Genomic DNA, 13,294 nt, shown 5'->3' on the forward strand with positions numbered 1-13,294 from the left:
AAAAAGTCCCTTACAAAGGGACTTTTTCATGTAGCTGTTTTAATAAAGCATACTAAAGTTATAAGCTTATTCATGCAATAAACTAATATCAGCTTAATTTAATCAGGCCTGATGTCATAAACCCAATTTCGAGCTTGCTGATCAGTCGTCGTTTCGCAAACATAGTAATCTTGATGCCAGGAGTCTTGATGGAAGATTTCCTTTTTGTGGTAGCTTACTTGTTTGCCATTTTCAACACAGATAAAACTGTCACCTTGATCTTTAACAGCTGAACCGTTAAGAAATCCACCAATACATAAGAAGCGGGATTGTTTCGCCATTTTATAGAATCAACTTTTTAAATCACTCATTTTCGATGATTAAACGATGAACTGGTTAAACTGTAAAGACAAATATTACAAGGTCATATCAATTAAAATTACCAGAAACACATAGCACATGAATCACTATAATTTATTGATTTATATATTAATTTCTAAAATTTAGATGAATGCAAAATTGTATAAAAAAATAAGGGCTGATTACTCAGCCCTTATTTTTAGCTCACAAACGGATTAAGTTAATTGAGCAGCAGAAATTTTCTTGGTATCAACTTGATCAGCTTCTTTTGTATATTCGCTCATCTTGTCGAAGTTCAAGTATTTGTAGATGTCAGCAGAAGCGCTGTCGATTTGTGACGCGTACTGTTGATATTCTTCTGGGCTTGGTAATTTACCAAGCACCGCAGCGACAGATGCAAGCTCAGCAGAAGCCAAGTAAACGTTTGCACCTTGACCTAAACGGTTCGGGAAGTTACGTGTAGACGTCGATACACAGGTAGTGTTCGGTGCTACACGTGCCTGGTTACCCATACACAATGAACAGCCCGGCATCTCTGTACGCGCACCAGCACGGCCATAGATGTTATACAACCCTTCTTCCATCAATTGATGCTCGTCCATACGTGTTGGTGGAGCCAACCATAAACGAGTAGACAATGAACCACCAGGTACTTTGTCAAGTAGTTGACCCGCTGCACGGAAGTGACCGATGTTAGTCATACAAGAACCGATGAATACTTCATCAATCTTGTCGCCTTGAACATCAGAAAGAAGTTTTGCGTCATCTGGATCGTTCGGGCAGCAAAGAATTGGTTCTTTGATGTCAGCAAGATCGATTTCGTAAACTTTTAAGTATTCTGCATCAGCATCAGCTTTTAACAGGCTTGGGTTGTCTAACCACTTCTGCATGTTTTCAGCACGACGCGCTAGCGTACGCGCATCGCCATAACCTTCAGCGATCATCCACTTCAACATGGTGATGTTAGAACGTAAGTATTCAGCAACTTTCTCTTCAGAAAGTGTGATTGAACAGCCAGCAGCAGAACGCTCAGCAGATGCATCAGAAAGTTCGAATGCTTGCTCAACCGTCAAGTCATTTTCCATTTCTGATAAATCGATCTCAAGGATACGACCAGAGAAAATGTTTTTCTTACCTTTCTTCTCTACCGTTAAGTCACCCGCTTGAATTGCGTAGTAAGGAATTGCATGTACAAGGTCACGTAAAGTGATACCAGGCTGCATTTTACCCTTGAACTTAACCAGTACAGATTCAGGCATATCAAGCGGCATAACGCCAGTTGCAGCTGCGAACGCAACCAGACCAGAACCCGCTGGGAAAGAAATACCGATTGGAAAACGAGTATGCGAGTCACCACCAGTACCAACAGTATCTGGAAGTAACATACGGTTTAACCAAGAGTGGATAATACCGTCACCTGGACGTAAAGATACACCACCACGGTTCATAATGAAGTCAGGTAATGTATGATGAGTTGTTACGTCAACTGGTTTTGGATACGCAGCAGTGTGACAGAAAGACTGCATCACTAAGTCAGCTGAGAAGCCCAAGCATGCCAAGTCTTTTAACTCATCACGCGTCATCGGACCTGTTGTATCTTGAGAACCAACAGTCGTCATTTTAGGTTCACAGTAAGTACCCGGACGGATACCTTGGCCTTCTGCTAAACCACATGCACGACCAACCATCTTCTGAGCTTGTGTGAAGCCTTTGCCAGTGTCAGCAGGTTGTACTGGTGTACGGAACAATGTAGACGGTGCAAGACCCAATTCTTCACGGGCTTTCGCAGTCAAACCACGACCAATGATCAAGTTAATACGACCACCAGCACGTACTTCATCTAAAAGTACAGGCGTTTTAAGCTCAGCTTCTGCAATTTGTGCACCGTCTTTAAATGCAGTTACTTTTGCAGCAGCGTGATCAATTTTCAATACAACTTCGTCGCCCATGTTCATGTTGGCAACGTCGATTTCTACAGGTAATGCACCTGCATCTTCCATTGTGTTGAAGAAAATTGGCGCAATCTTAGAACCTAAGCACACACCACCATCTTTTTTGTTTGGAATGTGTGGAAGTTCGTCACCGAAGAACCAAAGAACAGAGTTCGTTGCAGATTTACGAGAAGAACCCGTACCAACAACATCACCTACGTAAGCAACTTGGTTGCCTTTCGCGATCAGTTCTTTGATTTGGTTTAGTGGACCAACTTCACCTGGTTTTTCAGGGTTGATACCGTCACGCTCGTTTTTCAACATTGCGTTTGCGTGTAATGGGATGTCTGGACGACTCCAAGCGTCTTGAGCTGGAGACAAGTCATCCGTATTGGTCTCACCTGTTACTTTGAACACAGTGATTTTGATTTCTTCTGGAACATCAGCACGGCTTGTGAACCATTCTGCATCAGCCCAAGATTGTAATACCGCTTTAGCAGCAGCATTGCCTGCTTTTGCTTTGTCAGCTACGTCATGGAATGCATCAAATACAAGAAGAGTTTTCTTTAACGCTTCAGCAGCTAATTCAGCCAGCTCAGCATTGTCTAGAAGTTCAACAAGCGGTGCTACGTTATAACCACCAAGCATGGTACCTAGTAAATAAACTGCACGTTCTTTAGATACGAGTGGAGAGGTTGCTTCGCCTTTTGCAACAGCAGCTAAGAAAGCAGCTTTTACATATGCAGCTTGGTCAACACCTGCTGGAACACGATTTTCTAGTAAATCGACTAAATAAGCTTCTTCACCTGCTGGTGGATTTTTTAATAAGGCTACGAGTTCAGCAGTTTGAGCATCATCAAGCGGCTTCGGCGGGACTCCGAGTGCGGCACGTTCTTGAACGTGTTGGCGGTAAGCTTCTAGCACAGTGTTATTCCTCTTTTTTAAAAAATTACTTGTAAGTTCCAGCTTTGTACAAGCTTTACAAGTAATGTGGACAGCAAAATTTTACTAGACTTCGCGTTAAATGTTAATGCAACTACCGTATTTCTACGTGATGCCCATTATTTTATAGCGAAATGTTCATCTATTTAAAATACCGCTTTGGTCTTAGGTTAAAGTCTAATAAAACAATAAATTACATCCATAAAAAAAGACAAACGGTGTTGTCTTTTTTATATACGCATTAAAAAAGTTTATAGTTTGGCAGCTTGTCATGTGGGGTAACCAAGCATTCTTCCATAAACTGTTTCTTTAAGTTTTCACGTAATGCTTCTGGATCTTTTTTCAGTTGATCGGCAGGAAGTGCATAAACCGTGTCCAAAATTTTAAAGATAAATTTGCGTGTGGTCTCATCTTCAATTTTTGCCGCATGTTCCGTTGCTTGTTTTTGCTCAATTCCATTTTGACGATCTAGCGTGATCGAACGTGCTGCGTTGCCCACACTGACACAATAGCCATGCCATCGTTCTTCAGGGGTTAACGGCTTTTTCTCAGCACAACCAGCCAAAACTAAACCTATTGCAATAAACAAAACTTTTTTCATCATCATACTGCGGCTAATTTGATGCACACATCATACTGAAACTTGTTTATTTTGCAAAAGGAAGCCTTTAAAACAATGCTTTCCGTAATAAAAACATACAAATCATTTACTACAGTGCATGTTATTGCCTAACTTTTGACATTTTCCACCATTAGCAGAGAGATACGTTGTTCCAGCGACTAGATTATAGGACTTGCCTTTCATATCCCAACATCTAACCCCGTTGCAGTTTTTGACAGGGATAAGCACTTCACTTGTCGTGACAACATTGCTTGTAGCTGCCGTGTTCGCATTGACAGGCTTAGTCGATGTTGTTGCGACAGTTGCAGTCACCGTTGTGATTTTTGGCTCTTTAGAAGTAGTCAGCGATTGTGCACTCGCCTGTTGGGTGGCCGAAGTACTGGCATTCTTTTTAACAGGATCAAGCTGAGGTTCTTGTCGTTGTACTGGTTGTGGTGTTGCTGAATAGGTAGTAACACCTTTGGCATCCACCCACTTATAGTATTCTTGGGCATTGACGTGGAGTGTTGAACTGATGAACACTAAGCCAAGCACTGCCCAAAGCTGACCAAAAGTGACAGATTTCATTTATTTTCTCCAAAAAATGTCATAAAATCGTTTATTATCAATAATTTACAATAATTCTATCACATTTTTTTATTTTCAAGAAACTTACATCATAAAAAAACCTGCTTTAAATAAAGCAGGTTTTTTATATCTACAATCAGAATCTCCAGTTATAGAATACGTCAATCGCACGCTCTAAGGACTGACTCGCTTCCAGATATAAACGACGGTTCATCTGATAACGCAAGGTCAATTTATTCACAGGGGTAAATACACCAATACCATAGCGAATGAATAGGTCTGGTGTGATATATCCGGTCAGACTGACCTGCGTATCATCGCCCGTACCCTGCGCATCCAACGCCAAGCCACTCAAACCAAAGGTTCGACCAATCTGGTTGGTCAAGGCTCGTGTACCGCCCAAGCCCATACTAATCCCTGCAGCAGCAATGGTGTTATTCACGTCAGACTTAAAGCCTTCGGTATTACTTAAACCACTGTTACCTTCATTAATACGACCAGTAAGTAAAGCATTTAGGGCTTCCTGTTCAGACAAGCCTGCATCGTTATAAATTTGAATATTCGGTACAGTGGCTGTTCCTGTGACACGTACCCCAACCATGCTACCTTGAACGGGTTTATTGGCATCAATATCCAAGGTCGGGTTGGCCAATGGTCCATTGAAACGCGCAATAGCACGGTTCAAATCAAGACTTTGACCGTAGGCTTCAATCTTCACTTTTTGACTGACACCAATCGCACCATTGGCACGCATTGCTGTTTCTAGACCACGTTGAGAAAGGTGTAAACGGCCAGCTAAAGGAATGGTACTTTCGAAGCCTTGGAAGATCACCTGATTGCCAAGAGTTACCGTCATATCGGCACGGATATCCCATGGTTTAGCGGCTTTTAAAGTTGCAAGCAAATCTTGACCTTGTTGTACTACACGCACATCTGGCGACAAGTTCACCACAGTCGCCGAGCTTTCCGGCATCGAAATGCGCGCACGCGGCACATCAATCGTCCCTTTTAGACTTAAGCGCTGATTAAACGGATAAACGTCCAGCGTCAGATCAGGTTCTACAATTGCAGTAATCATCGGTGCCTGACGCACCAGTAAATTATCACCTTTTAAGGTCAGGTTGAGATGTGGGTCATTTTTCCAGTCAAAGCTACCTTTTAAGCGTCCTACACCTTGTCCACTATTAAATGCACCATCAATACTTGCAGAGTCCTGTCGTATAGAAGAATAAAGCTGGATATTGCTTAAATTGACTGGCAGGGAGATCATACTGATTGCGCCATTTTTTAAACGCATCTCACCTGTAACCTGTGGCTGAGTCAAGGTTCCATTGACCTTACCAGCCAATGATAAAGTTCCAGCCATTGAGCGTACATCTTTAATAAATGGTTTAAAGACTTTTAGCTGTACGTCATCAAATGCCACTTCGCCACGCATCGGCATATTATTTTGAAATGGGTCAATAATCACATTGGCATAACCCGTACCAATATCAGGTGTTTTCATATCCACACGGAATAACAAACCTTCACTGATACTCTTGGCAATCAAACTTAACTCATCATAAGTTACAGTCGTTGCAGGATCCTGAGGATCATCCGCTGCCAATCCAATCTCACCTTTACGAGTCACTAAACGTGCATCAAGTTTAGGATGACTACCATTTGCCCAAGCTGCTTTGGCATAGCCATTCAATTGACCCGTCACAGCCAGACCTTCAGGCATAAATGCCGTGAAGTCTTTTAAATCCAGATTTTTGGTAATAAATGAAAAACTGCCTTTTTCCTTACTCATACGTGCGGGTTGATCTAAACATAACTGGCTGCTCGAACTTTGCCAGCAGTGCTGACCTATATAAAGCTCTTGTTGCGCGGTGGTATAGATAATCGGCGCACTCTGATTTTGTACCAAACGAATATTACGTGAAGTAAAATTACCTTTTTGCAGCTGTCCAAGCCAGTCATTCTTCGGATTAAAACCACCCGCAAGCTGAAGATAAAAATTCGATTGACGGTTTTTACTTTCTACTTTTAATACGTGTGCTTTACGTGTTCCCGCCAAGTTTACTGTTGCTTGTTCAATTTCACGATTGCCATTACGCAATCGATCCAAAGTCGCTGTCAATTGTGTAGGTGTGGTTTCAGAAGTCGGCAATTCACCCTGTACACGCAAAGAACGAATCGTCACCAGATCGTTAAAAGCAAAATTATCGACCATGATGTTCGCAGTTGCTCTTAGACGTGGTTTCGACTGTACATTCAAACTGCCATAAGCTCGACCACGCAAGCCCGGATACAGCTCATACAATGCAGGCGCATTCAGTTTAATACGTAAATTTTGTGCATTACCTGTGGCTTGAAGCTGGTTCTGAGCATAAGCAAAGAATAGATCATTGGCTTCAAATTGCTGCGGCAAGAAGCCTTCTTGATTTGAGTCCAATAACAGGCTGAGATTACCACGACCACGAATCGGTTTATTATTGATGAAACCCGCCGTATTCAATTCACGAATATCAATACGCTTGAGCTTGTCTGACCATACGCCCTGTGTTTTTACCCGCCCAGAAATTTCACCTTTCACACTTGAGACAAAATACTGTGGCTTGAAGCGTACCAATGAAGCATTAATATCCCAACCCAGTTTATCTTTGAGATTGACTGCGCCTGTGGCATAAACCTTGCCTGCAACACCGTCATGATTGAGTTCATTAATCTTGATGTAATCTGGTGTGCCTGCAATTTTAATTTTTAATATGCCATTACCTTGATTTAATGCATTTAAGGAACCATCATAATTCACTGCAAAACTCTTGAAGCAACCACCCGCTTTTTCATCATTAAAAATCAGGGCGGCGGTACTTTTACCTTTCAAAGCAAGAGTTTCTGTCTTATTTTCTTGTGGCAAGTGCCCTTTTAAATCAATCTGTTCAAGCTGAATAATTTGTTGGTTTGGTTTGGCAAAACCACTGGCTTTGATTTCACCATTCAATAAGTTAATCGGTGCTGCTGCCGCAATCGTTTGCGGGTTAAAATCCTGTGCCTTGAGCTGTGCTTGCCATGATAGCTGTTGTTTTTCAGTTGGTAATTTAACTTTTGCCTGTCCAGTCAAACTGCCTTTTTCAGTTTCATAACGGAAATTTTCAACATTTAACAGGTCACCCTTAACGTCTAAACGGGCATCATATTTACCTGTTGGCAATAATGCCTGCTCATGCGGACGGATTGTCGTTGATACATAGATATCTTGCTGACCTTCTTTTAAGGTCAGATTGGTATGACCTTCTTCACTACTCAGCCAGCCAATATATGGCATAGCACGATCAATCCCTTTCCAAGAAATATCCAATAACATCGGCTGAGGCTTGTTGTCTTTTTCTTCGTCCTGATTGAGCTTAACTGCCCAAGTTTCATATTTATCAAATGCGAGCTGTGCATTGACAACCAAACCTTTTTGCAAAGAACCCGTTGAGCTTAAGTTCGCATCCAGATTGGGTGGCAAAAAGTCTTGCGCAATTTGCGGTACAGTTTTGTCTTTTGGATCTAAACGTTCCAAACGTCCTTTTAGATCCCAAGAGACATGATCGTGCCAATTAACGGAACCCAGCAAATTTGCTGTGCCGCCCATCAGTTGACCATTAAACTCGCGAATATTCAATTGATGGGTTAAATCCGTATCCATCAGCGCAGTATATTGCCCCTCAGGAACTTGCTCGCCTTTTAAATCCGTATCTAAAGTCAAGACTAACTTTTGAATATCACCTTTAAATCTAGCGATGCCATCTTTTGCAAATAACTTCTGATCTTTAATTAATGGTAAGTGATAATTTTTAAAGAATAGCTCACCATTCATTGGCACATGATCACGTACTGGATGAACAACTGCCCAACCCGTCAGCAAATCTGGTGTAAGCGTTGCAACACCGACCTTCAGGGTATCCAGACTACCTCTAGCGGCAACTTTGATGATCTCAATATCTAGACTTTTTAATGATGGGATAATCAGGTCTGCTTTGGCATTTAATGGGTATTTACCACTAAAATCCATCTCTCCAGAAGCATTTTGCACGGCTAAATGCTCCATCTTCATGCGAGAGTCTTTAAACTTTAATTTGGTTTCCGACCACAATGCGTCTTTTAGAAAGATGTCACTAAAGTTAACCTTCGAGGTTGTGGTTTGAAACTCTAAATGATCTAAAGTTGCATCATCAATACGCAGTACAAAGGGTAATTTAATTGGATAAAATCCAAAGGGCTTGCCCGAAGGTGGTTTTTTATCAATAATTTTGAGATTACGTACATCGGCATGGCTAAGGTGTACTTCTTTTTTTAAAATCGCTCGCCAACCTAAAGACACGTCGGCACGATCTAAAGAGATTTCAATTGCATCCAGTTCAACCAGTACATTTTTAAGAATGATGCCAGATAACAGGTTACCGCTCTCATATTGATATTTGATAATTTTTTGGCTTTGAAGTACACGGTCTAATAAAAAGCGACTCCCTTTATCCGTAGACATCATAACAAGCAAAGAACTGACCAATAACAAAAGAATGATCAATAAAATCAGCGCAATATTTCGAAAAATACGCCGTTGCTGTCTTGGTTCTGCTGGAGGTGTAAGTTGCTGTTCTACTTCCGTCATAATCAACCCGAGATTGTTTTACCCTTATTAAATTAAAGGGCTAAAAAGTTTTAAAGCTGTGGACCAATAAAGAAATGCAAACGAATTGGATTGTTATCATTCGAAATACCCGATGCGATATCTAATCGAATTGGTCCAATTGGCGATCTCCAGCGGATACCAACACCCACACTATATTCTGTTGGGTTGCTAAATTGTTTGTCATAGGCGTTACCAAAGTCCGAGAACACGGCAGCTCGCCAGCCATCTTTAAATTGATAATTATATTCCAAAGAGCCAACAGCCAAGGCTTGCCCCCCTATTTTATAGCCGTTTTCTTCGGGCGATAAGCTCTTGTAATCAAAACCTCGGAGAGATTGATCTCCACCTGTAAAGAAGCGTAAATTATACGGCACTTTATTGAAATTATCGGTGAAGATATAGCTTGTATCGCCACGACCAACAAATTGATGATTGTCGTTTTCACCTAATGAGTAAATAAAACGCCAGCCAGCACTTACAATTGCCATATTGGCATCTGAAAGCAAAGATTCCGTCCCCAATTCAACTTTATAGGTTTGCTTAAAACCACGCGTTGGATTTAAACGCGTATTGGTATTGGTTTTAGAAGCCTCATAACCAAGCAATAATGATTCTTGTTCAGAATCGATCCCGGATACTTTAAAGGCATCTGGTAGCTCATTAATATTCACATCACCTTTTTTGGTTAAGCGATCTAAACGATAACGTAAGCCAAAGGTATGTTGCCAGTCGCCTAATGGGTTTTTAATGACGCGCTCACCACCTAGAACTGCCGACTCAACCAACAAATTCACATCAGGACCAATATCGTTGCGGGTTTCACGCTCATAACCACCCACCAGGTTGAAGTAGTCATTTAATGGATGCTTATAAGGAATACTATAGCGCCCATCTATTGATTGACGAATCTCAGATAACTCGAAGTTGGCATCAAATGAGTGACCATATTTATTCACAATCGCACGACGATACTGGGTACGAATACGTGCCCCCGTATCAGTACCATAACCAATACCTGTTTCAAGACTATTTAAGCGATCTGCATTCAGCGTCACCACAACAGGAATTTTTCGTTCTACCCGCGCCTGTTCTTCTAGCTTCTGACGTTGTTCGTCATCATCATTATGTACAGGCGGCATTGGCATAGATCGTGCTAATGCATAAGGTTGAGCAGGTTCACCACCAGAGAATTGTGATTCATCAACAACATCCTGCGTGACTTCTTGCGCAGAAGTGATTTTGGCCCGCGCAATATCCGCCTTTTGTTGACTACTCATCAATTGGGATTGCTGGATACGTTGCTGGTCGACCAACGCCTGTAAATCTGGCGGTAAATCTAAAGGTGGCTGAATTGCATCCGGCTTGATAGTATCAACTAGGGTATAATTAAAATAACGGGTGTTGGTTAAGTTATTTGCCAAAACATTGACACGCCAGAAGGCATAGTCATCACCTTCCTTCCAAGGTGCCAAACTATCTAAAACTTTTTGGGTCAATGGTAATGGCTTGCTCGGATCACTCATCCGATACTCAACTTGCTTTAACTTATAACGTTCACCTGTTTCGTACTTTAAGTTAATGTCAGCCGTTTTATCAGGCTGAGTAATCTTGACATCATGCAAGCGCCAAAACGCATCAAAATAACCATTATCTGCAGCAACGTTGGTAATTTTAGTTTTCATCGCTTCGTACGAGCCATGATTGAAAATATCACCAACATCCTGTTCTGGAATTAAACGAATGACTTGGAACTGTGGTGTATTTGCGCCTGCACCGGTAAATTCAATATTTTGTTCTTTAATTTTGACGGGTTCATTGGGAACCACTATCACTTTTACCTTACTGTCACTTTCTTTGACAAAAGTATAAGTCGCATTGTAATAACCCACCGCCTGTGCAGCTTGATTGGTCAATGCACGCAACTGAGGCAACGCAACATTAAAATCTTCAAAAGACTCTTTAGTAAAGCTTGACAACTTGGCCTTGATATTAAGCGCCAGAATAGGTGGTGCACCACTCACATCAGCAGAAATACGCGGAATTTTATCAGCATTGATTAAATTATCCGGACGCAAACGGTTAATGATGCGCTTAAAGAAGCCAACTTTTTCAGCAGGTTGATCTGACTTGGTTTGGAACTCGGCTAAGGTTTTACCCGTTTCATTGGCTTCAACCACAATTTTACTGTCTGACTGGATATCACTCATTAACTGGTCAATATTCAACGGAGCCTGTTTAATCTCAGTTAATTCAGTTTGCGAAACATCGCCAATGACAGGAGCAGGATTTTTAGCGGTTTGGTCTCGATATGCTTGTGCTTCATTTTTGGCATCTTCTGCAACACGAAAAATTTCATTTGCCATACTCTGATCGACGGGAATCACAGGCAAATTTTCCAGATTATCATCCAATTGAATTGGTTTTAATTCATTAATCTGATTACTTGACTGTTCTTGTTCTTTTAATGCAGCCAAACTGTCTTGTCCGGGTAATATCCCCGAATCAGAAGTATTCATCGCTGGCGGGATTGGTGCAGCGGCAGCAACTGCCACTGTAGCGACATGCTCGTTCTGTTCGGCTGCCTGATTTTCAGGCGCACCCAAAATTTGCTCTTGAGCATAAACAACTGATATACAAGAACTAATTAAAAAACTACTACAAATAAGTTTAGGAACCCCCTGCATTTTAAAAATTAAATGCATAGAATGAACCAGTGTCGACTGTTTAAACTTCGTTTTAGATGGCATGTAAAACTCTAAACTTGTTTTTTAATTTATCGTTTTTGATGGGTGAAATAACTTCAAATCTTTGATTTTTCATCCAATCAGACATAGGTATCATACATGCATTTCATCACATTTTTACAGTTCGTCACATTTTTTTATAAATCACAATGAAGTGAACACATGATGAAACAAGATGAGCGCTTAATGACATCGCGTCGCTTCGCCCCGATGTTTTTCACTCAGTTTTTTGGCGCACTGAATGATAATGTTTATAAGCAAGCGCTACTGTTGGTGATTACTTATGGGTGGATTCAACAACAAAGTGCTGAGATCAGTACCTTAAATAATTTAGCTGCCTTATTGTTTATTTTGCCCTACTTCTTTTTCTCAGCAACTGCTGGACAAATCGCAGATAAATATGAGCGCTCTCAACTGATTCGCTTCATTAAAATATTAGAAATCGTGATCATGTTGATTGGTACTGCTGGTTTCCTGCTTGGAAATCTATGGTTATTGCTGTTTGCCTTATTTTTAATGGGTACCCATTCCACTTGTTTTGGCCCGATTAAGTATGCGATTTTGCCTGAAATTTTAAAACCACAAGAGCTGATGTCAGGTAATGCCCTGTTTCAGTCAGGTACTTCAATTGCAATTTTACTGGGAATGATTTTAGGCGGTGCGGTTATTGCTTCGTCTGCCGGCAACCTGCTGTGGATCAGTGTGACTGTCGTAGCGATTGCCTGCATAGGCTATTTATGTAGCCGATTTATTCTGCCGCAAAAAGTTGCAGCACCAGATCTCGAAATTGACTGGAACTTTATTCGTACCAGTTTTCAAACGATTGCCTACGCCAAAAGTATTCCGATTGTGTTTGTGATTTTATTGGGTAATTCTTGGTACTGGTTTTATGGTGCAACTTACCTGACTCAAATTCCACAACTAACTCAACAAAACCTGCATGCCTCAGAAAATGTGGTCAGCCTGTTACTTACCTTTTTCTCGGTTGGTATCGGTGTCGGTTCTTTACTTTGTAGACGCATCGGTGGTACTGATATCAATATCAAAATGGTGCCCTATGGGGCAATTGGTTTGACTGTGTTTGCCCTCTATCTGGCAGCCAGCCTGGCTTTTGTTCCTGAGCGTACAGGTGAGTTACTCAGTTTAAAAGATATGTTTACACTGGGTGCGGTCTATTACCATGTGATGCTGGCAGTGACTTTACTGGGAATTAGTGGTGGGTTCTATATCGTGCCTCTCTATGCCATGATGCAAGCCTATTCACCACGCTCACATCGTGCTCGTGTTGTTGCCGCAAATAATATTTTAAATGCTGTATTTATGGTCTCTTCCGCAGTTTTTTCTATTTTGATCTTAAGCATTTTAAAAATTGATATTAAAATCTTATTTACCATTACCGCTGTTTTAAGTGCAATTTTTTCATTTTGGTTATTAAAACGTCTAAAACCGTTATTGGAAAATGCGCCCAACACATTAGAGGATTAAT

7 protein-coding genes are annotated in these 13,294 nt (G+C 41.2%); 1 reads left to right on the forward strand and 6 read right to left on the reverse strand.

Annotation, left to right across the window (positions count from 1 at the left end):
* Positions 1-98: 98 nt before the first annotated feature.
* The 6 genes from F895_RS07710 to F895_RS07685 form a co-directional block, all read right to left on the reverse strand.
* Positions 99-320 (reverse strand): hypothetical protein, encoded by a 222-nt coding sequence (locus tag F895_RS07710; protein WP_005241957.1) that lies wholly within the window; start codon positions 318-320, stop codon positions 99-101.
* Between the two features lie 234 nt (positions 321-554).
* Positions 555-3,194 carry a bifunctional aconitate hydratase 2/2-methylisocitrate dehydratase gene (locus F895_RS07705; RefSeq protein WP_005241958.1) on the reverse strand — a complete coding sequence of 880 codons (2,640 nt, stop codon included), beginning with the start codon at positions 3,192-3,194 and terminating at the stop codon, positions 555-557.
* Positions 3,195-3,453: 259 nt separating this feature from the next.
* Complete coding sequence (locus tag F895_RS07700; protein WP_005241959.1) at positions 3,454-3,813, reverse strand: hypothetical protein; 360 nt, start codon at positions 3,811-3,813, stop codon at positions 3,454-3,456.
* Between the two features lie 102 nt (positions 3,814-3,915).
* On the reverse strand, positions 3,916-4,401 hold the full coding sequence (locus F895_RS07695; protein WP_005241960.1) for a DUF4124 domain-containing protein: 486 nt from the start codon (positions 4,399-4,401) through the stop codon (positions 3,916-3,918).
* 136 nt (positions 4,402-4,537) lie between these two features.
* Positions 4,538-9,043, reverse strand: coding sequence for a translocation/assembly module TamB domain-containing protein (locus tag F895_RS07690; protein ID WP_005241962.1), 4,506 nt, complete (start codon positions 9,041-9,043; stop codon positions 4,538-4,540).
* Positions 9,044-9,093: 50 nt separating this feature from the next.
* Complete coding sequence (locus tag F895_RS07685; RefSeq protein ID WP_005241963.1) at positions 9,094-11,811, reverse strand: autotransporter assembly complex protein TamA; 2,718 nt, start codon at positions 11,809-11,811, stop codon at positions 9,094-9,096.
* Between the two features lie 159 nt (positions 11,812-11,970).
* Between F895_RS07685 and F895_RS07680 the strand changes: the two genes are divergently transcribed.
* Positions 11,971-13,293, forward strand: coding sequence for an MFS transporter (locus tag F895_RS07680; protein WP_026040154.1), 1,323 nt, complete (start codon positions 11,971-11,973; stop codon positions 13,291-13,293).
* Position 13,294: the final 1 nt, after the last annotated feature.

Source organism: Acinetobacter sp. CIP 64.2, from assembly GCF_000369645.1.
Classification (GTDB): Bacteria; Pseudomonadota; Gammaproteobacteria; order Pseudomonadales; family Moraxellaceae; genus Acinetobacter.

What these genes read in the sequence shown, in the direction of transcription:
- F895_RS07710 (WP_005241957.1), bottom strand. Translation starts at nt 320, where the DNA reads ATGGCGAAACAATCCCGCTTCTTATGTATTGGTGGATTTCTTAACGGT.
- F895_RS07700 (WP_005241959.1), bottom strand. Translation starts at nt 3,813, where the DNA reads ATGAAAAAAGTTTTGTTTATTGCAATAGGTTTAGTTTTGGCTGGTTGT.
- F895_RS07695 (WP_005241960.1), bottom strand. Translation starts at nt 4,401, where the DNA reads ATGAAATCTGTCACTTTTGGTCAGCTTTGGGCAGTGCTTGGCTTAGTG.
- F895_RS07690 (WP_005241962.1), bottom strand. Translation starts at nt 9,043, where the DNA reads ATGACGGAAGTAGAACAGCAACTTACACCTCCAGCAGAACCAAGACAG.
- F895_RS07685 (WP_005241963.1), bottom strand. Translation starts at nt 11,811, where the DNA reads ATGCCATCTAAAACGAAGTTTAAACAGTCGACACTGGTTCATTCTATG.
- F895_RS07680 (WP_026040154.1), top strand. Translation starts at nt 11,971, where the DNA reads ATGATGAAACAAGATGAGCGCTTAATGACATCGCGTCGCTTCGCCCCG.